Origin of the sequence: Brevibacterium marinum, assembly GCF_011927955.1 — a bacterium.
GTDB classification, from domain to species: Bacteria; Actinomycetota; Actinomycetes; order Actinomycetales; family Brevibacteriaceae; genus Brevibacterium; species Brevibacterium marinum.
Genome location: NZ_JAATJN010000001.1, coordinates 1,479,914 through 1,504,752 on the forward strand (window position 1 = coordinate 1,479,914; position 24,839 = coordinate 1,504,752).

Below are 24,839 nucleotides of genomic sequence, written 5' to 3' on the forward strand. Positions count from 1 at the left end.
ACCGACACACCACGGTCCTTCACGGCATAGCTGATCCGGGCGCTCTAGGGTTGCAGTGTGGACACCAGCATCATCGTCGTTATCGCCATCATCGTGGTCTTCGCCGTTGCTGTGCCCACAATGATCCGCAAGTCGGCGACCGAGCTGTCTCGCGTCGAGATCGACACCGTCCCCGACGAGGCCCAGGTCGTCGCAGCCGATCCTCAGATTCCCGGCCACGACGACACCGAACGAGCACGGGTCTTCCATTCCGATGCCAGCGTCGAACCGACGGTGCCCAGCCCCGACGTCGCGCCCCTGACGACTGCGCCGACATTCACCCTCTCCGCACCGTCCCCCGAGTTCGCCCTCATCGACGGACAGGCGAAGACGAGGTCGACGAGCGACACCGATACCACCACCGCCGAGGCGGCCGCAGAGCACCAGCGCAGCGTCCTTCCCGTCGCGGTCGGTGAGACCCGCTCCGCACTGACCGACGACCTCAGCAGAAGCGGTCACCGGGCATCGGCCACGGAATCGGCGGCTCCGGGGATGCGGGACAACGTTCGGAGCCTCCACCCGGCTGTGCGAGCAGTGTTCAACGAGTCGCGGCAGAACACGGGTGGCGGTCACTCGAGCGGCGGAACGAATCCCGGACGGTCGGCCGGCGGCCACCTCGGCGATCATTCCGCGGCCGGCCCCGACCGGTCGGGAAGTCCACAGCGGGGAACGCCGCACGACCGATCCACCGGGCCCAGCACTGCAGGCGCAACCAGACGAGGTACACAGATTCCCGATCCGAACTTCGGAGCCGATGAGGACCATTCGATGAGTGATAAAGCAACGAGACTGCGTGAGTCCAAGAAATCGCTGGGCGCGAGGACGCGAGGCTTCGCCCTGCTCTTCCTCGCCTCTGTCCTGGGCGTTCTGGTGACGGGAGTGCTTGCTCTGTTCTCGGTCGTACACGTCGCTTTCACGGGAGTGTTCCTCGGTCTCGCGATCGTCTCGCTGTTCGTCGTGCGCACCCTCAACTTGCGCAAGCGCAAGATCAAGGCTCGTCTTCGGCAGCTCGAGCGGCCGTCGACGAAGCGTTCCGGTTCGCAGACGAAGACCGAGCCGAGGAGAACAGCCGCGCCGAATGCGACGAAGGCTGTGCAGACGAACGGTGCACCGACGAAGGCTGCACCGACGAGCGCTGCTCGGTCGGCTGCTGCGCCGACGAACGGTGCTCAGACGGCTGCTGAGCCGAGGAGCGGGACCCGGTCGGCTCAGCCCAGGAACGGGAGCCAATCGTCTGCGGGGGCGACGTCGTCCGAGAGGCGTGCGGCTGAGGCGTCGAAGCCCGCCGAGGGCCGGTCGTCCGTGGCAGCGAAGTCCTCCGAGGGGAGGTCGGCTGTGGCGGCGGAGCCTGCCGAGGGGAGGTCGGCTGTGGCGGCGGAGCCTGCCGAGGGGAGGTCTGCAGGATCAACGAAGGCGGCTCAGGCGCGCGCGGTGATGCAGCGCAATGTGACGGCCAAGCACGACCGTGAAGAGGCCAACACCGGCGAAATTCCGCTCGTGCGCATCCGGAACGAAGCTGCAGAGGGCCACACCACTCGCCAGGTCCTGTTCACCGGGCCGATCCCCGTGGTCGAAGAAGCAACCCCCGAAGCGGCAGGGACCAAGACGGCAGGGAACGACACGGCACAGGCGGCGCCGACGACCGCGTCAGCACCTGCTGCCGAGGCGAGTGAGTCAAGTGCATCGACACCTGAGACCTCGCCGTCCAGCGACCTGGGACAGGTCTCGGCCTCTGCGGTCGAGAGCGATTCGGCGGTCGAAAGCGAGTCGACCGTGGCCGCGGCCGATGCTTCGACTGTCGCGACTGCGAAGACCGACGACAGCGCCAAGACTGTCGGGGCCGACGAGACAGTTGGGGCCGCTGAGGGCATCGAAGCCGCTGGGGCCGACGGAGCCGCCGCCGTCAGCGACCCATTCATGCAGCGACTCCAAGCACGCGATGCCTGGTCGCCCACGCCTCTGCCCGTGCCCAGCTATGTCGATGCTCCGCGGGTCGAACACCCTGTGCCCGAGACCAAGGCTGCCGATGCGAGCTCCTATGAAACCGAGGCCCGCAGCCGTGAGGACATCGCCGCGGAGTTCGCGGCGGAGCTCGGCTATCGTCCCGAACTCAGCGATTCGGCTCGTGAGGATGGCCCGCTGGAACACGGCCGCAAGGCGATCCGGACCAACAAGGCCCCCGACCTGGGCGCCGTCGACGACGTCCTCGCCCGTCGTCGCGCCTGACTCGAACCGTTGCGGCGGCGTCGGGGAAGCTCATTCGGCCCACAGCGACTGCGTGGGATTCAGCCCGCGGCACTGACGAGGAATGCGGCCCCTGAGAAGGAAACCGGCAAACCCCGAGGCTGATGGTGGACTGTACAGTCGGAGAAGACCGACCAGCAGATCGAATCGCGCCGCCTCTGATCCTCTGCGGTCCTGGGAAACACAACCGCTGGGCCAACATGCATACGTACTGCACATGTGCTCGACGGATGCATGGTTGCCCAGCGGGTGTCCCCGAGCGTTGAGCCTCAGGTGCGAGGCAGCGCCACGTACTTGATCTCGAGGAACTCCTCGATGCCCACCTTTCCGCCTTCGCGGCCGAGTCCGGATTTCTTGACGCCGCCGAAGGGCGCCGCCGGATTCGAGACCAGGCCGGTGTTGAGTCCGACCATCCCCACCTGCATCTGGTCGGCCAGACGCAGCGAACGCTCGAGGTTTTCGCTGAAGAGATAGCCGACCAGGCCGAATTCGGTCTCATTGGCCAAGGCCATGCCCTCGTCGTCGGTGTCGAAGGTGACGATGGGGGCCACGGGCCCGAAGATCTCGGTGATCCGGATCTCGGAGTCCTGCGGCACATCGGTCATGACCGTCGGGCTGTAGAAGAATCCCTTGCCGTCGATCTGCGAACCGCCGGTGAGGATCTTCGCGCCCTTGGCCACAGCGTCGTCGACGAGCGAGGTGACCTTGTCCAGTGCATCCTGGTCGACCAGCGGGCCGACCTCGGTGCCGTCCTCGAGGCCGTTGCCGACCGTCATCGAGCCGATGCGCTCGGTGAGTTTCGTCGAGAACTCTTCGGCGATCGATGAGTGGACGAACAGGCGGTTGGCCGAGGTGCAGGCTTCACCGCTGTTGCGCATCTTCGCCTGCACCGCGCCGGCGACCGCCTTGTCGACATCGGCATCCTCGCAGACGACGAACGGAGCGTTGCCGCCCAGCTCCATCGAGGTATTCATGACATTGTCGGCGGCCTGTTTGAGCAGACCCACGCCCACCTCGGTGGAGCCGGTGAATGAGAGCTTGCGGGCGATACCGGACTCCATCCACGGGGTGACCACGCGCCGGGCGGAGCCCGAGGTGACGACGTTGAGGACTCCGGCGGGCAGACCGGCCTCGACGAGTACGTCGACGAGCATGAGCGACGTCAGCGGGGTCAGCTTCGCCGGTTTGAACACCATGGTGCAGCCGGCGGCGATGGCCGGACCGATCTTGCGGGTGCCCATCGCCAGAGGGAAGTTCCACGGAGTGACGAGAACGCAGGGCCCGACCGGCTCACGAGAGACCATGACGCGGGTCTTGCCGTCGGTGGACTGCGTGTAGTCGCCGCCGACGCGTACGGCTTCCTCGGAGAACCAGCGGAAGAACTCGGCACCGTAGGCGACCTCGCCCTTGGACTCCGCGAAGGGTTTGCCCATCTCAGCGGTCATGACCGCAGCGATGTCGTCGGCACGGTCGATGAGGAGTTCGAAGGCGCGGCGGAGGATCTCGGCGCGTTCGCGCGGCGGGGTAGCGGCCCAAGAGGCCTGGGTGTCACCGGCGACCTTGATGGCTTCCTCGGCATCGGCCGCGGAACCGTCGGCGACCGTGGTGACGAGATCACCGGTCGCAGGGTTCAGGACGTCGACGGTCTTCCCACCCTCCGCGTCACGCCACTGGCCGCCTATGAACAGTCCGGTGTTGAGCTTGTCGATGATCGGTGCGATGTCCACGACGTTCCTCCCTTGGTTGTCGAATGGGCAGGGCTGCTCCGAGCTGACAGGCTCTGTGGCCGTAAGCCCCGGTGGCCGACAGGCATGCATAGGAGCAGTCGTGGACAGTCTAGTGGCGATCACCGATGCGTGGGCTGGAAGAATTCCTGGCCGGCGTCCTTCTGCCGTGTGAGCTCAGGCGCGCAGATCGTCGAATTCGGGGTTTCTGCGGAAGTACTCCATGACGTAGGAACAGGTGGTACGGAATGTCAGGTCCGCCTCGGCGCTGGTCTCGAGGGCGAAGCGCACCAGGTGGGCGGCGATCCCACGGCCACCGAAGGCGGGCGACACCTCGGTGTGGGTGAAGGTGCGCACCGGGGTCTCGGCGGTGTCATCGGGCCCGGCCTCGCGGTCGATGTAGTCGACGTGGCCGATGACCGTGCCGTTGTGGCTGACGGTGAAGCGGGATGCGTCGGTGTCCTGGGCGAAGGTGTATGTCTCGTCGGAGATCTCGAGGTCCATGTAGGCTCCTATCGACCGGAAGGGGCGGTTGTGCCCATTTCGTCACGTGAGTGGGTCAATCCTGATACGTGAAACTATAGTTGTGTTCGCCGCCGAGCGACTAACCTGTTGAGCAACCCGTTCTCTTCGGTCGTTCCCGACGACGGCCAGCCACCCTCGAGGAGCCGACCTATGTCCTCTCGCGCCCCGGCCACCATGGTCGACGCACATACGCTCATCCTGCACGAAACAGGCTTCGAAGTCAGCGAACTCGGCGTCGACGACATCGATGACTATGTCGAGCTCGTCGCCTCCGCCTACCGTGGCGAGCCCTCGAAGCAGGGCTGGACGACCGAGGCGGATCTGCTCAGCGGCCAGCGCCTCGATGCCGAAATGGCCCGCGAGATGCTCGACGAACCGGATTCGTCGATGCTGCTCGTCCGCTCTGCCGAAGGCCAGGCCGTGGGCAGCGTCTACCTGCGCGAACCCATCGACGGGGTGGCCTACCTGGGCGTGCTCGCGGTGTCGCCGGTGGGGCAGGGCCAGGGGGTGGGGTCGGCACTGATGAACCTCGCCGAAGCATGGGTGGCCGAACGCTGGAACGCTCACTCCCTGCGGATGAGCGTCATCAACAAGCGGGCCGAACTCATCGCCTACTACGAGCGCCGCGGCTTCGAACGCACCGGAGAGGTCGAACCCTTCCCCTACGGTGACGATCGATTCGGCGTGCCCCTGGTCGACGACCTCGAGTTCGTTCTCCTCGCCAAACCGCTGCGCTGAGTCGGGCCCGAACCCGCCCGGAGCTGAGGCGCTGCGTGCCCGGAATCGAGGCGCTGCGTCCTAGAAGATCATGGCGGGCACGACGAGGCCCCCGACGAGGACGATGGGTCCGATGATGACCATCGACATGCCGAACTTCACGAGGATGCGGGTCAGTCGCGCCTTGTGATCGCCCGGGGCCGTGGCCACGACCGTGGCACCGAGTGTCGAGAACGGTGAGACGTCGACGACGGCCGAGCACACGCCCAGGGCCGCGATGAGCGCCCAGCCGGGGACGCCGCCGGCGGCGATGAGGGGCAGGGCCAGAGGCACGAGAGCGGCAAGGATGCCGGTCGTCGACGCGAATGCGGAGACCAGCCCGCCCACGATGCACAGGACGAAGGCCGCGACGAGCGGCGAACCGATCGCCTCGGCGCCCTCACCGAGGAGGTCGACGGCGCCCATGTTCTGCAGCACACCGACGAAGGTGATGATGCCGCCGACGAGGAGGACGGTCGACCAGTCGATCTTGGGCAGCGCCGCCTTGCCGGTCTTGGGATCGGCGAGCGAGAGGACCGCACCGAAGAAGAAGCACAGCAGACCGATGTCCGGTTCCTTGCCGATCGCTGCCAGCACGACGACGGAGCCGATGAGGCCGGCCATGAGCACGACGGTGAGGATCTGCACGAAGGAGAAGGGGCCCGATTCGGTGCTCGCCGAGGAGCTCGAGGAGTCGAAGAGCGCTTCGTCCTCGTCGTCCTCGCCGAAGGCCACCTCGGTCGCCGAGGCGGATCCGCGGGAGATCGTCGCATCGGCACCTTCACCGGTGGTTCCGAGACCATTCGTCCCGTCGGCGTGCGACCCCGCGCTCGCGGAACCCGCCGCGGCCACGACCGATTTGCGGCCGAACAGATTGCGGCCGAACATGAAGTAGGCGACGGCGAGCATGACGAGGTAGACGCCGATGGCGATGCCGAAGAGCAGGAACGGGGACAGGTCGATTCCCGCATCGTGGGCGGTGCTGTAGGTGACGATGCCGTAGAGGCTGGTCGGGGCGAACCCGCCGGCGCCGATGGCGAAGCAGATCGCCAGACCCATCAGGGCGTAGTCGACTCCGTACTTGCGGGCCACCTGCATGCCCACCGGCATCATGACGAGTCCGGCCAGCGGTGCACCCATGGCAGCGATGCACGCGGTGATGACGAAGAAGACGGCCGGCAGGAGGACAGCGGAGGAGCCGACCTTCTCCAGCGCCCAGTCGATGATCTTGTCGACGGTTCCGTTCTCCTGCGCGATGGCGAAGAAGTACGTGACTCCGGCCAGCAGGATCATGATGGACAGCGGGAACTCCCCGATGATGTCATCGACGGTCATGTCTGTCAGGAACAGACCGGTTCCGGCGGCACCGACGAGCATGAGCACGCCGATCTGCACACCGCGGATCGCGCCGACGGCGAACAGTGCGACGAAGATCAGCAGCGCAATGATTTGTACGAGCATGGGTCCCCAAAAAGACTGAAGTATCGCTGTGCGAAACTGGTTGATTCGCTGAGTGACACTACCACCTCGGCGGTGGCAGGCGCGGTTGCTTCCACCGCAACGCCCGAAATTTCCCGAATATCGGCACGCGTCAGTCGTCTGACCGGTTCAGCCCGGGAACGTCGAACACGGCCATCCCGGTGCGAATGAAGTCCGCGACCGGCTCCGGTCGAGCCCTGAGTACGACCGCTCGAGACTCAGGTCAGCAGCAGAGCTCCGCCGAGTCCGATGACGGCGACGATGAGGGTCGTCGTCGCGGCCAGACCGATGGGGCCGGCGCCGAGGCTCTTCAGCGAACGCCATTGCACGCCGCGGCCGAGGGCGAACATCGCCATGGCCAGGCACACGGTCTGAACCCAGTTCAGGCCGGAGACCGCGACCTCCGGCAGCAGGCCGAAGGTGCGCAGGCCGGCCATGAGGAGGAAGCCGAGGACGAACAGCGGAACGATGGGAGGACGTTTTCCCGCCGCCGGGGCGGGTGGCGCCGGCGAGGACTGCGCATCCGACGCCGACTGCGGGGCCGCCTCGGCGGGGGAGGTCACCGATGCCCGTTCCCGACTGTCGGCCCGGCGCATGATCATGCTGAGCACGGCGACGGTCGGGGCGAGCATGATGACGCGTGAGAGCTTGACGAGCACGGCGACCTGCAGCGCGGCAGGGCCGATGATCCCGCCGATCGCGACGACCTGCGCGACCTCGTGCGTCGAGGCCCCGCCCCACATTCCCGCTGTCTCGGGAGCCAAGCCGAACACCGCGCTCAGGCTCGGCACGATCGCGATCATCAGCGTGCCGAAGAGGACCACGAGACCGATCGCCGCGGCCACGTCCGCCTTCTTCGACTTCAGCGTCGACTCGACGCCGGCGACCGCGGCCGCCCCGCAGATGCCGAACCCGCAGCCGATGAGCATCGCCAGATCCGCATCGACCCGGAACGGACGGGCGAGCAGCCTGCCGACGACGATGCCGGTGGCGACGACGACGGCGGCGAGGACGAGGACCAGCCAGCCCAGTTCGAGGATGTCGCCGAGGACGACCTGCGCGCCGAGGGCGACGATGCCCACCCGCAGAAGCGGCTTGGCCGCGAAGTTGAGGCCGGGTTGGAAGGTCTCCGGCAGCTCGGGCAGGACATTGCCGACGATGATGCCGAGGACGATTGCGATGAGGAGCGGGGACAGGACCGGGGCCACCATGGAGATCGGCCAGGCGATCGCGGTGGCCAGGGCCGCGACGCCCAAGCCGGGGATGAGACGGAGAAAGCGAGTCATGGGGTCAGTCTGTCAACACGTCACGGGTTTCGGTAGGCGGTGATTTCCTATCGACCCATATCGAGATGATATGACAAAATGGGAGGATGCGTGACCTCGGCAGAATGCAGGACTGGCCCGAGCTCCAGGCGCTGGGGCTGCTCGTGGCGCTGAGCTCGCATGCTCAGTCCATCGGGCAGGCGGCCGAGACACTGGGGCTGGCGCAGCCGAACGCCTCGCGCAGCCTGCGCAACCTCGAGCGAGAGCTCAAGGTTCCCCTGCTGCGGCGCTCGCCACGGGGAACGTCGCTGACCGTCGAGGGTCAGGCCGTGGCGGAGTGGGGTGCGAAGGTCATCGACGCCTACGACCATCTCAACGCCGGGACCCGCGCGATCCAGGACGCGCGGGCAGGGACGGTGCGCGTAGCGGCCTCGCTGACCGTGGCCGAATACCTGCTGCCCGGCTACCTGACGACGTTCACCTCGACCCACCCCGAGGTCGACGTGGGGCTGGCCGTCGAGAACTCGTCCGCGGTCATCGCCGCCGTGCGCCAGCAGCGCTGCGACCTCGGCCTCATCGAGTCCGTGTCGCTGCCAGAGGGATTCCCCGCCGAGGTGGTCGGACGTGACCGCCTCATGATCGCCGCCGCGCCCGGCTTCGGCGCGGGCTGGTCCGAGCCGATCACCGCCGAGGCCCTGGCCGAGATCCCCCTGCTGGTCAGAGAGCTCGGTTCGGGGACGAGGGAAGTCCTCGACGCCGCGCTCGAGGAGTTCGGCGGGGCGAGCGTGGCGGGGGAGTACGAATCGAACTCGGCGCTGAAGGTCGCCGCCGCCACGGCCCTCGCGCCGGTCGTGCTCTCGGAGCTGGCGCTGCGCGATGACTTCCGGGCTCGGCGGCTGGTGCCGCTGCCGGTGGCCGACGACCTCGATCTGGATCGGGAGCTGCACGCCGTGTGGTCACCGAGGCGTCGACTCTCGGCGGGAGCGAAGTCCCTGCTCGAACACATGGTGAGCGGACACGGCTGAGACGTCGATGCGGCGCCTGCCGGCCACGACATATATTGGGGCAATGACCTCCCGAGAATCCTCCTATGCTCCCGAGACCGTCGTCGTCGATGCGGCCCGCCCACAGCGCAGCGACGGCGCCTCGGTCAATTCGCCCATCGAACTGTCCTCGACCTTCGTCAGCAGCGGTGACATCGATCGCTCTCCCTATGCCTACGGGCGATTCGACACCCCCGCCTGGACACCATTCGAAGCCGCCCTGGGCGAACTCGAACATGCCGCGCTGCCCGGCCTGGTCTACGGTTCGGGCCTCGCCGCGATCGCCTCGACGCTCAGCTTGGTTCCGCGCGGCGGCACCCTGATCATGCCCCGCCACAGCTATCAGGGGTCTCTGCGGTCGGCCGGTGAGATCGCCGAGCGTGCCGGATTCGACCTCATCACCGTCGACATCGCCGACACCGCAGCCGTCATCGACTCCCTCGACGCAATCGCTGCGGCAGCCGATGGGAACTCGGCGACCGACGGGAAATCGGCGACCGACGGGAAATCGGCGACCGACGGGACTGCGGCGGCCGATGGGAACTCGGCGGCCGACGCGAACGGTGGGGTCGCCTCGGCGATGCTGTGGATCGAATCCCCGACCAACCCGATGCTCGAGGTCGCGGACGTGCCGGCCCTCCTCGCCGCCGCTCGCGAACGGGGGATCCTCACCGCCGTCGACAACACCTTCGCCACACCACTGCTGCAGACACCGCTCGACCTGGGGGCCGACATCGTCGTCCACTCGGTCACCAAATACCTCGCCGGACACTCCGACGTCGTTCTCGGTGCGGCCGTGACCAGCAGCGATGACCTGCGCGCTCGTCTCCATGCCGACCGTTCGATGCGCGGTGCCATCGCCGGCCCCTTCGAGGTCTGGTTGGCGCTGCGGGGTCTGCGGACCCTGTCGGTGCGGATGGGGCGCGCGCAGGCCAACGCCGCCCGGATCGCCGAACTCCTCGGCTCCCACCCGGACGTAGTCGAGACCCGCTACCCGGGCCTGCCGACCGATCCCGGCCACGACCGCGCGACCGCGCAGATGAGCGGCTTCGGTGCCATCGTCGTGTTCAGCGTCGCGACCGCTCAGCAGGCCACGGCAATCGCCGAGGCGGTCCGACTCTGGACACCGGCGACCTCCCTGGGCGGCGTCGAATCCCTCATCGAACGCCGGCGTCGTCATGCCTCCGAGCCGGACACGGTGCCCGAAGGGCTGCTGCGACTGAGCGTGGGCATCGAAGCCGCCGACGACCTGTGGAATGACCTCGACCAGGCGATCCGCGCCGCCCACTGCGCCTGATGGGGGGCTCCTTCATTCTCGACCGGCCGGGTCTTCAGGATCTGGACGAGGTGTTCGAGATCTACAGTGATCCCCGCGTCTGGACGCACTACCCCAGCGGTCGGATGGTCAAGCGGGAGGAGGCCGAGGCATTCCTTCTCACCCGCATCGCCGACTGGGAGATCGATGGGCTTGGAATCTGGATCGTCCGGGAATCGGAGGGAGGCCCCGCGCTGGGCACCTGCGGCTGCGGCGTTCGGCGCATGCCCCTGGCCGATGCGTGGAACCCCGACCGGATCGAGGCCCATTGGAATCTAGGGTACCGGTTCCGCCCCGAGGTCCAGGGGCGCGGCTACGCCACCGAGATCTCCCGACTGGCCATCGCCCGCGCCCAGGAGCTCAAACCCGAGCTGCCGGTCATCGCCTACCTGCTCGAGCACAATATGGCCTCGCAGAAGGTAGCGGAGAAGGTGGGGCTGAGCCTGCAGCATCGTGGACCCGACGCCGGCAACCCCGATCCGCAGGCGATGCGGCTGGTCTTCGCCGACCGGGCGCTGAACCCGACCCAGTTGGCGGCAGCGCTGATCTGAGCGTCGGGCGCTCCCGCGACGACTGACTCCGACGTTGAGGCGGGTGACGCGACGACGTGTGTCGCGGAGCGGGGTGTCGCGGAGGCGGGCGACGCCGACGTTGAGGCGGCTGTCCCCGATGGCGGGTGACGCGGCTTCGCATCAGGCGTACGGTGGTGACCGAAGCACACTTCTACGGCGCGTAGAAGTTGGACGGTCAGGAGGACGAGCATGCATGAGCACGGGATGAGCGGGGCGATGTGGCACCCGACGCTCCCGCCGACGTTGATGCGAGTCATCGACTGGCATCCGCAGCCGATCCCCATCATCGTCGTTCTCGCGGTGTTCGGACTGGTGCTGTATGTGTTCTGCGTGTGGCTGCTGCATCGTCGCGGAGTGTCGTGGCCGATCTCCCGGACCATCTGGTGGGCGTCGGGCATCGCCACCGTCGTCCTCGTCGACGGCACGGCCCTGAACGGCTATGGCATGGCGATGTTCAGCATGCACATGATCCAGCATATGATCCTGTCGATGCTGACCCCCATCCTGCTGGTCCTGGGCGCCCCGATCACGCTCATGCTGCGTGTCCTGCCGGCCGGGTCGGGTCGGTGGAATGCGCGTCGCATCATCCTCGCGATCGTTCACAGCCCCGTGATGCGCGTTCTCACCCACCCGTTCGTGACGACCGTGCTGTTCATCATGAGCTTGTACGGCCTGTACTTCACACCCGCCTTCGACTGGCTGATGTCGACGATGTGGGGGCACAACCTGATGTTCATCCACTTCGTGGCCGTCGGAATGCTCTACTTCTGGAACATCTTCGGAGTCGACCCGTCGCCGCGGACGAGCAGCAAGAGCCGCATGCGCATCGATCCCACCGTCGTGCAGGTCTTCGAGATAGTGGCCACCGTGCCCTTCCACGCGTTCTTCGGCATCGTGGTGATGATGTCGACGACCCTGCTCACGAGCTTCTACTCCATGCCGATGTGGGGCATCGACCCGCTCGAGGACCAGTTCCTCGGAGGCGGCATCGCCTGGGCCTTCACGGAGATTCCCACGCTCATCATGCTCGGGGTGCTCGTGTTCAAATGGCAGAGATCGGACGAGCGCCTCGGCCGCCGACTCGATCGCAAGGCGGCCAGGGACGGCGACGCCGAGCTGCGCGCCTACAACCAGTACCTGGCCGACCTCTCCGCGAATGATCAGCGTCGTCGCCACGATGTGTGACCCGGATCAACTTATCGTGCGTTAAGGTGGGGAGGGAGATGAATCTTCCAGCGCCGACCAGAGGAGTCGCAGTGACCTCGAGTGTTCTCACCGACCAGCATGACGGGGTCGTGACAGTCACGATCAATCGTCCCGAAAGCCTCAACGCGCTCACTCCGGAGTCCATGCAGGGCATCGGGGAGGCCGTCGCCGAGGCGGCCACCGGCGCACGAGCGGTCATCATCACCGGCAATGATCGGTCGTTCAGCTCGGGCGCTGACCTGCAGGGGTCCGTCCAGGGCGGAGGTCTCGGCCTCGAGCGGGCCAATGCCATCATCCGTGCGATCATCGACGTCGAGATCCCGACCATCGCAGCGGTTTCCGGGCCTGCCGCCGGAATCGGATGTTCTCTGGCCCTGGCCTGTGACTACATGGTGATGAGCGAGGAGTCCTATCTGATGTTGGCCTTCAGCAAGATCGGCCTCATGCCCGACGGTGGAGCCACGGCTCTGGTGGCAGCCTCGGCGGGCCGACATCGGGCCATGAAGATGGCGCTCACAGCGGAGAAGGTGTGGGCCAAGGACGCGCTCGAATGGGGGCTGGCCAGCGAGGTCGTCGGCGCCGGCACGCAGCTCGAACGTGCCCAGGAGATCGCGGCGACCTGGGCGCAGGGACCGCCGTTGGCGTATGCGAAGGCAACGGCGGCCATCAACGCGACCACCCTGACCGAGCTCGACGACGCCTTCGGCCGCGAACTCGAAGACCAGACCTTCCTCCGGTCCACCAACGACTTCGCCGAGGGCGTCGCCGCCTTTATGGAGAAGCGCTCGCCGAAATACACCGGACAGTGACACCCGTGCAGGACGGTGTCCCACCGGGAGGCGGGGCACCGCAGTCGACGACAGAGCGCCGACGACCCCCGAGTCCTGCAGTTTCACTGCCCGGAGTCCCACATTTCCAATTGGTAACATTGCGGCCGGCGCTGTGATCGGCGTCACTTGACGGGATAGTCTGGCGAGGACAGCGATCAGGACATCCGATACCTCTTCAGACTCACCGCACAGCCCCCACCGCGACATTCGCGCCCCAGCCACCACGTCATTCGCACCCCAGCACGATCAGCACGACCAAAGGAGTCTCATGCTTACAGGCATTCCATCCACCCTCGGTGACAGCTACCAGCTCAACACCACCACGATGATCCGCCATGCCGCGACCTTCTTCGGTGAATCGGAGGTCGTCTACCGCCGATCGGACGGGTCATGGGGGCGGTCGGACTACGCCGACGAGTTCAAGCGCATGGCTCAGCTGGCGCACGGCCTGGACGAGCTCGGCGTCGGTGCGGGCTCCATGGTCGGCGTCATCGACTGGAACTCCCGCCGCCACCTCGAGCTCTACTTCTCGGTGCCCGGAGTGGCGGCGACCATGCTCCAGCTCAACCTGCGTCTGGCCCCTGAGGACCTCGCCTACGTCGTCAGCCACTCGAAGTCCGACTGGATCTTCGTCGACGAGTCCCTTCTCCACGTCGCCGAGGCGCTCGCCCCGAAGCTCGACGTCAAGGGGTGGGTCGTCATGACCGACAAGCCCTCCTCCCAGATCGAGACGAGTCTGGACAATGTCGTCTTCTACGAGGACCTCATCGCCGACAAGCCCGAGACCTATGACTGGCCCGTCGTCGACGAGAAGACCGCGGCCTACGCGGGCTACACGACCGGGACCACGGGACGCCCCAAGGGGGTCTACTACTCGCACCGGTCCATCTACCTGCACACCATGGGCGGACTGGCCGCACTCCACGCGGACTTCGACGACTGCGTCATGCCCATCACCCCGATGTTCCACGTCCTGTCCTGGGGCTTCCCGCAGAACGCGGTGGCCGCCGGTGCCAAACTCGTCCTGCCCGGCAAGTTCGCCGCCGAAGAGTTCGGGGCCATCGGCCAGGCCTTCATCGAAGAGAAGGTCACGCTGGCCAATGGTGCGCCCGCGATCTTCACGCCGATGTTGGAGATGATGAAGAACATGCCTCAGACACCCGACTTGCGCGGAGTGCGTCTGGTCTCGGGTTCCTCCGAGCCGCCGCTGTCGATGATGCGTGGATTCCAGGAAGTCACGGGCGCCGAGGTGATCCACGGTTACGGTGCCACCGAGACCACGCCCTTGGCCACCACGAACTGGCGGATCAAGCCCGGAATGAACCTCACCGAGGACGAGGAGTGGGACCTCAAGCGCTACCAGGGTCTGCCGATCATCGGCGTCGACGTCAAGATCGTCGACCCGACGGGCGAGGAGATGCCGCGCGATGGCGAGTCCGTGGGCGAGATCGTCATGCGCGGACCCTGGATCACCGAGTCCTACTTCAAGCTGCCGGACAATGCGGACCGGTTCATCGACGGCTGGTGGCGCTCGGGTGATGTCGGAGTCATCGATCCCTACGGTTACCTCAAGATCACGGACCGCCTCAAAGACGTCATCAAGTCCGGCGGCGAGTGGATCTCCTCGATCGACATGGAGAATGCGATCCTCGACAGCCCCGACGTCAAGGAAGCCGCAGTCATCGGAGTCCCGGACGAGAAGTGGGATGAACGTCCCGTGGCCTATGTCGTGCCCAACGACGGCGCCGAGGTGACCCGAGACACGATCGTCGAAACGCTCGGTGAGCGCTTTGCCAAGTGGCAGCTGCCGGATCAGGTCAACGTCGTCGAGGAGATGCCGCGCACCTCGGTCGGCAAGCTCGACAAGAAGCTGCTGCGCAAGAACTGGGAAGAGCAGTGAGCCCCAGCTGCGTGGTGTGAGCGCCCTGAGCGCCCTGAGCGGCCGGGCGGCGGAGCGGCGAGATCGATACAACGACGGAGCGTCGAGACCACTGCGCATGCACAGTTGTCTCGACGCTCCGTCGTTGTGTCGACCACTTCTTCTACTGGTTATCGAGCACCGAGGTGATGGCCCACTTGATCTGGGCGAAGATCGTCGGCCGGAAAAGGTCGCCGAACGTCAGATTGAAGACGCGAAATCCGGCATTGACGAGATTCATGTCACGCTGGTGGTTTGCACGCGCGGCTGCATCAGGGCCCTTCGGGTGCATGTAGTATTTGCCGACTCCGTGGACTTCGACGATGACCGGGGCCTTGTCGTGCCGGAAGTCGTTCCTGCCGATGAACTTGCCGCCCCGCGTATAGGTCGTGACCTGAGGCGTCATTCCAGTGATGCCTTGTCGGTGGAACTTGACCGCGCAGAATGCCTCCGCGTTGGATTCGTAGACGGCATCGGCGAGTTTGAGTGCCAGCTTGGCCCGGTTGAGGCTCCGCGTTCCCGCTGCGAAGAAGGATTCGATCGACTCTTTGACAACGCGCCGTTGCCGCAGTGCTTCCGAGATCAGCGGCACCGAGACTTCCAGCGGGTGGTCAAGTGCGATATCGGCCAGCGTTCTGGGCAGGCTGGTCACGGGATAGCTGAGGCTGCGGTCGATATCCTCCTGGGCGATGGCGCGATCATAGAGTGACAGGTCCGGGTAGCTGCGCGAGTACGCGCTCCGCGAGATCTCGACCCTGTTCGTCCCTGCGACAACAGGATCGAGGCCATGGATCAATGCGGCGGAGACATGCGAGAAGACATCGCCTGGCAGCGCCGAGTCTCGTCGTGATGCAATGCGAATCCGCAGCTTCTCGACCTCGTCCCTGATGTCGCCGTGGAATCGGGGGAACGTGATTCCGGGTTCGTGCGCCAGCGACCTGATGCGGGTGAAATGGGAGCGGGAACAGTCGGACCTGACGATGTAGTGGCCGCGTCGCACTCTGCTCAGGCAGCAGCTCAGTGCCTCAGCGAGATCGGTGCGGGACATGTCGAGCTCGGCGAGCTCTTTCCTCGTCACGATCCGAAACATATGACGAGTATGCGCTTTACACGACACAAACGCAATCAAACGGTGTTAAATTATACCAAAAAGCAACTAAGGCAAGTTATCGCCAAGAGTGGCGGTAGACGCCGGATCAGCCCCTGCCAAGACCACCCCGCGAGCCAAGACCACTGTTCCAGCCGAGACAACGACGGAGCGCCGAGACCACTATGCGTGCACAGCAGTTTCGGCGCTCCGTCGTTGTATCGAGGAGGGAACGATGAGCCAGCCCCTTAAGGGTGGTGGAGCAGGTACGTTCCGCCCTTGAGGCAGGTGTCGACGACCCAGCCGTCACCGACCAGTGCAGTCAGGCTGTCGCGCAGCGCCGTCCGCCACCGCGAGGCGAGTTCGGCATCCTGGCCGCGCAGGGCCTCGATGTCCGAGGGGATGTCGAGGGAGACCAGGCCGGCTTCCTTGGGCACCTCGGCAACCACAGGCTCGCCGTTGTCGTCACTGCGCAGGCACTCGAAGGCGGAGTCCGCATCGGCCACACTCGCGCGAGCGGGCTTGTCCAACGGCCACGACACCACCATGCGGTCGCTGGCCTGGCCGGCATTGACGCCGTCGCGCATCTGCCCGTAGAAGTCCTCGAGGTATTCGACCATTCCCACGCCCAGGCGCTGGAAGTTGAAGTAGGCGTTGCGCGCGACCAGCGGGTCGAAGGTCCAGGTCATCTCCGTGATGCCGAGGTTGAGGCACCACAGGCGCTGATGCAGCTTCATCGCAGATCCGGCGCCCCGGCCGATGATCTGATGTCGCACTCCAGCGATGTGCGAGTGCATGACCGTGCCCAGCGGCTGACCGAAGAAGCCGATCGTCACGCCGATCATCTCGCCGGGCTCGTCGAGACTGTATGCGGCTGAGACGTAATTGCCCGCGTGGGCGAAGGCGACGATGAGTCCGGGCTCGAGGACGTTGGTGCCTGTCTCGTCGACGCTCCAGACCTCGTCGAGCAGGAGCGCGGCCTCGGCGGCTTCGGCGGCGGTGTGGAGCTCCCGCACCTCGATCCGAGCGGTGTCTGCCGCGGCTGCGTACTCATCTTCGGCAAGGGCGATGGTCTCCGAGTCCACTGTTGTCAATCCTTCGCGCGGTGTCATGGTGATATTGTGCCACCGAACGCCGTGTCCTCACGTGCTCAAGCATCCATATCTGACCGATCCGCGCAGGCGTAGGGAGGTATAACCTGGGGACATGAGCTTCTCAGTTGCTGTCATCGGTGCCGGAACCATCGGCCGTTCCTTCGCCTGGCTGTTCGCCCGCTCGGGGCATTCGGTGCGGGTCTTGGATACCAGGGGCGACCTCGCCGAGGTGGTCACCAGTCTGCAGGCCGACGTCAGTGCCGACGCTGCCGCCCACAACATGCTCGCGTCCGAGCTCGGATCAATCAGTCTCGCCGACACGGTCGAATCTGCTGTCGCCGACGCAGCCTTCGTGCAGGAGTCGGGCCCCGAGGACCCGCAGGCGAAGCCGCAGCTCTTCGCCCAGATCGCTGCCGCAGCCCCGGCCGATGCCATCCTCGCGACCTCGTCGTCGACCATCCCCGCCTCGTTGATCGCACGCCACCTGACGACCGATGCCGCGGCACGTGTCATCGTCGGTCATCCGTTCAATCCGCCGCATCTGATGCCGCTCGTGGAGGTGGTCCCGGCCCCGGCGACCAGTCCCGACACGGTCGAGCGTGCCCTCGACTTCTACCGCAGCTGTGGTCGTGAGCCCGTGGCGCTGAATCGGGAGGTTCGCGGGTTCGTCGGCAACCGGCTGCAGAATGCGCTGATGAAGGAGGCGATCTCGCTGGTGGAGAGCGGCGTCATCTCTGCACCCGACCTCGACGCGGTGATGAAGAACTCCCTGGGTCTGCGCTGGTCAGCGGTGGGGCAGTTCGAGGCGATGCACCTCGGCGGGGGAGATGCGGGGATCCGCGGATTCATGGACCACATCGGATCCTCGTTCGCCCAGATCGGCGAGCTTCCGCTCGACCTCAGCGATGCAGGGATGGCCGAGGTCTTCGCCCAGGTCGAGCGGGCCTATGGTGAGAAGCCGAGTGAAGCCGGCGCCGAGGCGCGCGACCGTGCCCAGCGTGCGGTGCTCGAATCGCGTGGTCAGGAGAGCACACACTCAGAGGATTGAAGTCGCGCAGCCTGTCGTTCAGCGCCCCAGGCCCGGCTGAGCCGTTGCCTCAGACCGCTGCTTGGTAGAAGTATGTCGTGCGTTCGGCGATGAGGCCGTCGGGGTCGAAGAGGAAGAAGTCGGCGAAGCCCACGGAGGTCTCGGTGCCGTCCTTGAGGCGACCGGTGAAGACTCCGCGGCTGGAGGCGCGATCGCCGTCGACGAGGATCTCCGTCAGCGAGTGCGCCCCCGATTCGATGACGCGCTCACCGTGGTAGAAGTCGGTGATCTGCTGGCCGACCATGGTCGGATACCCGGGACGGTCGTAGTGTCCTTCGGCGGCGAACAGCGCCGAGGTGGCCCCCGGTTTCCCCGCATCGACGGTGGAGTAATAGCGCTTCACGAGTTCAGTCACACTGTCCATGGCAACACAGTAACAGCGATCATCCTCGCCGGTGCCGCTCAAAGGGTGGGACGGGGAATTGCCGCCGAGGTGATTGGGCCATAGCGTGGGAGAGGAATCCAGTCGTCGACCGGAGCCGGACACCTGGTTCCACGGCGTCGGATCGAGGTCAACAACCCCAGCAGAAATGAGGCTCGACATGTCAACCATGTATCGCGTGACCAACCCGGCAACCGGTGAGGTGGCCGAGGAATTCGCCACCGCCACCGACTCAGAGATCTTGGCCGCCCTCGATCGGTCGGCGACCGCCTTCACAGAATGGAGTCAGACAAGTGTGGCCGACCGGGCCGCGATCCTCACCCGCGTCTCGGAGATCTACGCGGAGCGGGCCGAAGAGCTGGCGCAGGTCATCCAGTTGGAGATGGGCAAGGCCGTCCGCGAGGGCAAGGGCGAGGTCGGACTGAGCTCCGCCATCTACCGTTACTTCGCCGACAACGCCGAGGCGTTCATGGCCGATGAGCCCCTGCGCGGACCCGAGGACGGCACCGCGATGATCCGCCGCAAGCCGGTCGGCTCCCTGCTGGGCATCATGCCCTGGAACTTCCCCTACTACCAGGTCGCGCGCTTTGCCGCACCGAACCTGGCCCTGGGCAACACGATCCTGCTCAAGCACGCTCCGCAGTGCCCGCGGTCGGCCCAGATCATGGAGGAGATCTTCATCGACGCCGGGCTGCCCGAGAGCGCCTACATCAACATCTACGCGAGCAATGAGCAGGTCGCGGACATCATCCTGCCCGACCCGCGCAACCACGGCGTCTCCCTGACCGGTTCCGAGCGTGCGGGCTCGGCTGTGGCCGCCGAGGCGGGCAAGAACCTCAAGAAGGTCGTCCTCGAGCTCGGCGGCTCCGACCCCTACATCCTCCTCGACACCCCTGACGTGGCGAAGAGCGCGAGCACCTTCTTCAAGACCCGCATGGGCAACACCGGTCAGGCCTGCAACTCACCCAAGCGCATGATCGTCATGGACGACGTCTACGACGAATTCCTGTCCTCGATCACCGAGGCGGCCAAGAATTTCACGCCGGAGCAGCCCGGCGATGAAGGCTCCCGCCTGTCCCCTCTGTCATCGGTCGCGGCAGCCGATCGCTTCGTCGAACAGGTCCAGGACACCGTCAAGGACGGTGCCACCCTGCTCGCCGGCGGCAAGCGCTACGACGGCGGCGGTGCCTATGTCGAACCGGTCGTCCTCGCCGACGTGGAGAAGGGAATGCGCGGCTACTACGAAGAGCTCTTCGGCCCTGCCGTCATCGTCTACAAGGTCAGCAGCGAGGAAGAGGCCGTCGAAATGGCCAATGACACCCCGTTCGGGCTCGGTGCCGCTGTGTTCTCCAACGACATCGAGCGCGCAGAGCGTGTCGGTTCTCAGATCGACTCCGGCATGGTCTTCCTCAACGCCCCCGAGGGCACTCGCGAGTACCTGCCCTTCGGAGGAGTCAAGCGCTCCGGCGTCGGCCGTGAGCTGGGGCCCCTGGCCATGGACGAGTTCGTCAACAAGCAGATGGTGTTCAAGGGCAACTGAGCCCATGACCCTTCCCCAGCGCGCACACTTCTGACTGACGCGCGCCAGCGGCGAAGTTCCACTTTCAGGGCGCTGTTCGTCCACTCTCGGGGCGCTGTCCGCGCAGTCGGACAGCGCCCCGAGAGTATGCTGAAGCTATACACAGCTATTTCTCAGCAGGAGGTCCCATGTCGGCACAGAAGCCGTCGACCCAAATGAACGCCGCGGCCTCAAAAGGGCTCATGCGTCCGATCAATCGATTCCTCGAACAGTGGATTCCGTCAGCGCTGACGTTCGCCATCATCCTCACCCTCATCGTCGCCGTCCTGGCGTTCATCCTCACCGACGCGAGCCCGGTCGATGTCGTCACCGGTTGGGGCGAGGGGCTGGCAGGACTGCTCGCATTCATGACGCAGATGTGCCTCATCCTGCTGTTGGGCCACATCCTCGCCAACACCGGTCCGGTGCAGAAACTGCTCACCCGCCTCGCACGAGTTCCCGGCAGTCCCGGCTTCGCCTATGTCTTCGTCTTCCTCGTTGCAGCGATCGCCAGCCTCATCACCTGGGGCCTCGGTCTGGTCGTAGGCGCACTCCTGGCTCGGGAGATCGCCGTGCAGGCCCGCAAGCGCGGGCTCAAGGTCCACTTCCCACTGCTCGTCGCCGCCGGCTATTCCGGATTCGTCGTCTGGCACATGGGGTACTCGGGATCGGGGCCGCTGACGGCCGCGACTCCCGACTCCTTTCTTGCCGAGTCCCTGGGCGGTGAGGTCGTTCCCGTCAGTGAGACCATCTTCTCGACCTGGAACCTGCTCGCCATCCTCGCCGTCATCGTCGTCTGCGCCATCCTGTTCTTCCTCATCGCTCCGAAGAAGGACGCGCCCGTCTACGAACTGCCCGAGTCGGTGACCTCCGAATCCCGGGCGGCCGTCGACGAAGACGTCGTGACTCCGGCCGACCGCATCGACGCCTCCCGGATCCTGACGCTGGTCGTCGGACTCGCGCTCGTGATCTACCTCGTCATCCACTTCGCCCAGGGCGGGGGTCTGACCCTCGACATCGTCAACTGGTCATTCCTCGCGCTGATCTTCCTGTTGGTGAAGAACCCCTTCGAGCTCATCCATCTGACCAAGGAGGCCGCGGCGAACGTCGGAGAGATCCTGCTCCAGTTCCCGCTCTACGCGGGAATCCTGGGCATCATGTCCGGAACCGGCCTGATCGCCGTGTTCTCGGACGCTCTCGTGTCGATCGCGAGTCCGACGACCTTCGGCTTCCTCGCTCTCCTCTCGGCCGGACTCGTCAACTTCTTCGTCCCCTCGGGCGGCGGGCAGTTCGCCGTCCAGGGGCCGATCATGCTCGACGCCGCCAACCAACTGGGCGTCGACCCGTCGATCGCGATCATGGCCGTGTCCTATGGCGACCAGTGGACGAATATGCTGCAGCCGTTCTGGGCTCTGCCGGTCCTCGCGATCGCCGGTCTCAAGATGCGCGACATCCTCGGCTACACCTCGGTGACCTTCCTCGGTTCCGGTGTGGTCATGGCCGCCGCGCTGTTCCTCGTCTCGCTGTGAGGCGGCATCTGCGTTCGGCGCATTCGATTAGGTTACCGTCGGTTACGGTATGGTAGCCTCCATGGTTGGTCGCAACCGGTGACCCCGGTTCGCAGGAAGAAGCACATCGATGCGGGCGCTGATCCGTCCGCCGAAGGAGCGAGCAGATGACAGCCACAGTGGACAAACACGCGGAGCCGCCGAAGAGGGGTGTGAAGAAGGTGCTCCCACCCGTGAATAAGCCGGTCTTCATCGCCGCTGCACTGGGCACCTTGGCCATCACGATCTGGGCGCTCATCGCCCCTGCGAACGCCGAAGGGGTCCTCGGCGCCGTCGTCGGCTGGACGTCGGATTGGTTCGGCTGGTTCTACGTCCTCCTCGTCGCGATCGTTCTCATCTTCGTCATCTATCTGGCGGCCTCGAAGTACGGAAACACGAAGCTCGGCCCCGAGCACTCCAAGCCGGAGTTCGGCCTGTTGGCATGGGCTTCCATGCTCTTCGCCGCCGGCATCAGCACCGACCTCATGTTCTTCGCGGTCTCGGAACCGGTCACCCAGTACCTGGCACCGCCGAGCACCGAGCCCGAGACCGTCGATGCTGCTCGAGAGGCCACGGTGTGGACCCTGTTCCACTACGGCCTCAGCGGTTGGGGTCTCTACGCCCTCATGGGCATCGCACTGGCGTACTTCGCCTACCGGATGAACATGCCTCTGGCGATCCGTTCCGCGCTCGCCCCGATCTTCGGCAAGCGCGTCCACGGCGTCGTGGGCGACTCGGTCGATTTCGCTGCCCTGCTGGGCACCGTCTTCGGCGTGGCAACCTCGTTGGGCATCGGTGTGGTCATGGTCAACACCGGCCTCAACCAGGTCTTCGGCATACCTATTGGTGTGGGCTCTCAGATCGGCATCGTCGTCATCGGCGTCGTCGTAGCGACGCTGTCGGCCGTGTCAGGCGTGGACAAAGGCATCAAGTTCCTCTCTATCCTCAATGTCTTCCTCGCCGTTGCACTCAGCCTGTGGGTCCTCATCGCGGGCAACACCCAATTCCTCCTCAACGCCTTCGTCCTCAACGTCTTCGACTTCATCAGAATGTTCCCTGACATGGCGGGCCAGACCTTCGCCTTCGAGGACACCGGCACATGGATGACCGACTGGACCCTGTTCTTCTGGGCCTGGTGGATCGCCTTCGCCTCATTCGTCGGACTGTTCCTCGCACGCATCTCTCGCGGCCGCACGATCCGTCAGTTCGTTCTCGGCACCCTGACGATCCCGTTCATCTACATCTTCATGTGGATTTCGATCTACGGGAACTCCGCCCTCGACATCATCCGCGACGGCGACAAGGATTTCGGCGAGAAGACAATGCTCAACCCCGAAGGCGGGTTCTACGAGCTGCTCTCGAACTACCCCGGATTCATCGTCATCGCCGCACTCGCCACGCTCACGGCATTGCTGTTCTACGTCACCACTGCCGACTCGGCGGCGCTCGTGATGGCCAACCTCTCATCCCGACTGCCGACTCCGCAGGACGATGGCCGTCCGGGCCTGCGCATCTTCTGGGCCGTGGCCACCGGTGCGCTGACGATCGCCATGCTCATCGTAGGAGGCGTCGGCGCGTTGCAGAACGCGACCGTCGTCATGGGGCTGCCCTTCGCCTTCGTCGTCATCCTCGTCATGATCGGGCTCTACAAGGCGCTGCGGGTCGAAGCGAATCGCGTCGACAGCGTCGATCAGTCCCTTCCGGGGTCCTTGGCCCGACGCTCACGTACAGGCGACGGGCACGAGCCCTGGCAGCGCCAGCTGGGCCGAGTCCTGTCCTTCCCCAGCGGGAACAAGGCACGCGACTTCGAACGCGAGATCCTCACTCCGACCTTGGAGGAAGTCGCAGCCGAGATGGGCGAACGCGGTGTCACCGCGCGCTGCGGTCGCGTCGACACGGAGGGACAGTTCGTCGAGGACGGCGAGCTCATCCAGCTCGAGGTCGACGGCCAGGGACAGTATCCCTTCCGGTACCAGGTCTGGCCGCACAAGGTCAGCGTGCCCTCCTTCGGCGGGCACGTGCCCCGCGGGACCGAAGACTACTACCGCATGGAGGTCTATCTCGACGGCGGGACCGGACAGGGCTACGACATCATGGGCTACTCGAAGGAACAGCTCATCGATGACATCCTCGACAAGTACGGTCGTCACGTCGAGTTCCTGCAGCTGCAGGAGAACATCCTCAATCACGACGGCTGAAGTCCGACGCTGTCGTGAACCAGGCGCCTGCCTCACGGAGCCTGGTGTCCGCTTCACGGAGCCCGGTGTCTGCCTTTTTAAGGGGCAGGTGCCGGGCTCAGCCTCGTCGGAGCCCCTCCAGGCATGCGCGCAGGGTGCGGGTGACGGACAGGGCGGTGAGTCCGCTGGTGGCGGGGTTCTCCGGGCTCGGCGTCGAGGAGATGGAGAAGGCGAAGTCTCCCGCCGGTCCGCCGGCGACGATCTCGTGGTGCGAATCCCTCTGACGAGCGTCTGCGCGGATCTCCACGCGGGTGCGGCGCAGGGCCGCGGCCATGAGCTCGTCGTCCGCGGCTGCGTCGAGTCCGAGTCCACGTGTCGCCCACGCCAAGGCCACAGTGATGTTGACATTGGCCGGGAACTTCGCAATCGCCTCGGCGGGGGTGCCGGTGAAGATCGTCAGCGGTCCGTCGGCAGGGCTCAGTGCGTTGAGCCGGCGGATTTCCTCGGCGTCCATCCACGATTGGATGAGGCCACCGGGAGCCTTCGACGTCGTGACCGACACCGTGTCGAGGGCCTGTGTCTGGGCGGCGGCCTCAAGCACGTCGAGTCCGCCGATCGCCCCATTCGTCACGTGCAGCTCGCCCGGCCCCGCCAGGAGCGCCCGCCTGGTCGACCGATCGGCGAGGGCGCCGACGCTGGTGAGAACGAGGGGCACGTCGGCCGCCGTGACGGACGGTCCATAGGCTGCGGCGGCCCGAACGCCTGCACACTCGATGACGACATCGGCCGTGAGCTCGGCCCAGAGCGGATCGTAGGGGGGGGGGGGAATCGACCTGGACGAGTTCGGCTCCCAGGTCCCGATGCTCGGCGTGCGTGTCGAGGTCTCGCACCAGCGCCGTGAGTCTCAGTCGACCGTTCGAGATCTCGGGGTCGAGCAGGCGGGCGACGTGCCGCCCGATCGCCCCGAACCCGATCATCAGCACCGATTGCA

The 24,839-nt window shown here is 65.8% G+C and carries 20 protein-coding genes; 12 read left to right on the top strand and 8 right to left on the bottom strand.

All coding sequences use genetic code 11. The annotated features are described in order from the left end of the window. Positions 1-57: 57 nt before the first annotated feature. Positions 58-2,265 carry a hypothetical protein gene (locus BKA07_RS06445; protein ID WP_167950166.1) on the top strand — a complete coding sequence of 736 codons (2,208 nt, stop codon included), beginning with the start codon at positions 58-60 and terminating at the stop codon, positions 2,263-2,265. 287 nt (positions 2,266-2,552) lie between these two features. On the opposite strand, the gene BKA07_RS06450 is transcribed toward BKA07_RS06445, so the two are convergent. Both BKA07_RS06450 and BKA07_RS06455 read right to left on the bottom strand, forming a co-directional pair. Next, the gene (locus tag BKA07_RS06450; RefSeq protein ID WP_167950167.1) at positions 2,553-4,010 is read right to left on the bottom strand and encodes an aldehyde dehydrogenase family protein; all 1,458 of its coding nucleotides are present in this window, start codon (positions 4,008-4,010) and stop codon (positions 2,553-2,555) included. Positions 4,011-4,184: 174 nt separating this feature from the next. After that, positions 4,185-4,511: a GNAT family N-acetyltransferase gene (locus BKA07_RS06455; RefSeq protein ID WP_167950168.1), complete on the bottom strand. Its 327-nt coding sequence runs from the start codon at positions 4,509-4,511 to the stop codon at positions 4,185-4,187. A 171-nt stretch (positions 4,512-4,682) separates the two neighbouring features. On the opposite strand from BKA07_RS06455, the gene BKA07_RS06460 reads away from it, so the two are divergent. Beyond that, positions 4,683-5,270, top strand: a complete 588-nt coding sequence (locus BKA07_RS06460) for a GNAT family N-acetyltransferase (RefSeq protein WP_167950169.1) — start codon at positions 4,683-4,685, stop codon at positions 5,268-5,270. A 60-nt stretch (positions 5,271-5,330) separates the two neighbouring features. On the opposite strand, the gene BKA07_RS06465 is transcribed toward BKA07_RS06460, so the two are convergent. Beyond that, complete coding sequence (locus BKA07_RS06465; protein ID WP_167950170.1) at positions 5,331-6,749, bottom strand: SLC13 family permease; 1,419 nt, start codon at positions 6,747-6,749, stop codon at positions 5,331-5,333. Positions 6,750-6,985: 236 nt separating this feature from the next. Next, positions 6,986-8,053 carry a YeiH family protein gene (locus BKA07_RS06470; protein ID WP_167950171.1) on the bottom strand — a complete coding sequence of 356 codons (1,068 nt, stop codon included), beginning with the start codon at positions 8,051-8,053 and terminating at the stop codon, positions 6,986-6,988. An 86-nt stretch (positions 8,054-8,139) separates the two neighbouring features. On the opposite strand from BKA07_RS06470, the gene BKA07_RS06475 reads away from it, so the two are divergent. From BKA07_RS06475 to BKA07_RS06500, 6 genes are all read left to right on the top strand, one after another. Further along, positions 8,140-9,057, top strand: a complete 918-nt coding sequence (locus BKA07_RS06475; protein ID WP_167950172.1) for a LysR substrate-binding domain-containing protein — start codon at positions 8,140-8,142, stop codon at positions 9,055-9,057. Positions 9,058-9,100: 43 nt separating this feature from the next. After that, a complete protein-coding gene (locus tag BKA07_RS06480; RefSeq protein ID WP_167950173.1) occupies positions 9,101-10,372 on the top strand; it encodes a trans-sulfuration enzyme family protein in 1,272 nt (423 codons plus the stop codon). Beyond that, positions 10,372-10,941, top strand: a complete 570-nt coding sequence (locus BKA07_RS06485) for a GNAT family N-acetyltransferase (RefSeq protein ID WP_167950174.1) — start codon at positions 10,372-10,374, stop codon at positions 10,939-10,941. Before BKA07_RS06480 ends, BKA07_RS06485 begins: the two co-directional genes overlap by 1 nt. Positions 10,942-11,151: 210 nt before the next feature. Then, positions 11,152-12,147: a cytochrome c oxidase assembly protein gene (locus BKA07_RS06490; protein WP_209043883.1), complete on the top strand. Its 996-nt coding sequence runs from the start codon at positions 11,152-11,154 to the stop codon at positions 12,145-12,147. 71 nt (positions 12,148-12,218) lie between these two features. Further along, positions 12,219-12,977 carry an enoyl-CoA hydratase gene (locus BKA07_RS06495; protein ID WP_342449003.1) on the top strand — a complete coding sequence of 253 codons (759 nt, stop codon included), beginning with the start codon at positions 12,219-12,221 and terminating at the stop codon, positions 12,975-12,977. A gap of 289 nt (positions 12,978-13,266) precedes the next feature. Then, a complete protein-coding gene (locus BKA07_RS06500) occupies positions 13,267-14,898 on the top strand; it encodes a long-chain-fatty-acid--CoA ligase (RefSeq protein WP_167950176.1) in 1,632 nt (543 codons plus the stop codon). A 142-nt stretch (positions 14,899-15,040) separates the two neighbouring features. Here the strand turns inward: BKA07_RS06500 and BKA07_RS06505 are convergent, their stop codons facing one another. Both BKA07_RS06505 and BKA07_RS06510 read right to left on the bottom strand, forming a co-directional pair. Further along, complete coding sequence (locus BKA07_RS06505; protein ID WP_167950177.1) at positions 15,041-16,006, bottom strand: hypothetical protein; 966 nt, start codon at positions 16,004-16,006, stop codon at positions 15,041-15,043. Between the two features lie 245 nt (positions 16,007-16,251). Then, positions 16,252-17,115 (bottom strand): hypothetical protein, encoded by an 864-nt coding sequence (locus tag BKA07_RS06510; RefSeq protein ID WP_167950178.1) that lies wholly within the window; start codon positions 17,113-17,115, stop codon positions 16,252-16,254. Between the two features lie 94 nt (positions 17,116-17,209). On the opposite strand from BKA07_RS06510, the gene BKA07_RS06515 reads away from it, so the two are divergent. After that, entirely contained in the window at positions 17,210-18,145 is a 936-nt protein-coding gene (locus BKA07_RS06515) for a 3-hydroxyacyl-CoA dehydrogenase NAD-binding domain-containing protein (RefSeq protein WP_167950179.1), read from the top strand. 49 nt (positions 18,146-18,194) lie between these two features. On the opposite strand, the gene BKA07_RS06520 is transcribed toward BKA07_RS06515, so the two are convergent. Further along, positions 18,195-18,548, bottom strand: a complete 354-nt coding sequence (locus tag BKA07_RS06520) for a nuclear transport factor 2 family protein (RefSeq protein ID WP_167950180.1) — start codon at positions 18,546-18,548, stop codon at positions 18,195-18,197. 178 nt (positions 18,549-18,726) lie between these two features. Here BKA07_RS06520 and BKA07_RS06525 point away from each other — a divergent pair, with 178 nt between their 5' ends. The 3 genes from BKA07_RS06525 to betT all read left to right on the top strand — a co-directional run bounded on the left by BKA07_RS06525 (position 18,727) and on the right by betT (position 23,869). Continuing rightward, positions 18,727-20,106: an NAD-dependent succinate-semialdehyde dehydrogenase gene (locus BKA07_RS06525; RefSeq protein ID WP_167950181.1), complete on the top strand. Its 1,380-nt coding sequence runs from the start codon at positions 18,727-18,729 to the stop codon at positions 20,104-20,106. A gap of 167 nt (positions 20,107-20,273) precedes the next feature. Beyond that, a complete protein-coding gene (locus BKA07_RS06530) occupies positions 20,274-21,653 on the top strand; it encodes a short-chain fatty acid transporter (RefSeq protein WP_167950182.1) in 1,380 nt (459 codons plus the stop codon). A gap of 146 nt (positions 21,654-21,799) precedes the next feature. Beyond that, on the top strand, positions 21,800-23,869 hold the full coding sequence (gene betT / locus BKA07_RS06535; RefSeq protein WP_167950183.1) for a choline BCCT transporter BetT: 2,070 nt from the start codon (positions 21,800-21,802) through the stop codon (positions 23,867-23,869). 97 nt (positions 23,870-23,966) lie between these two features. On the opposite strand, the gene BKA07_RS19760 is transcribed toward betT, so the two are convergent. Beyond that, on the bottom strand, positions 23,967-24,710 hold the full coding sequence (locus tag BKA07_RS19760; RefSeq protein WP_342449139.1) for an aspartate dehydrogenase domain-containing protein: 744 nt from the start codon (positions 24,708-24,710) through the stop codon (positions 23,967-23,969). Positions 24,711-24,839: the final 129 nt, after the last annotated feature.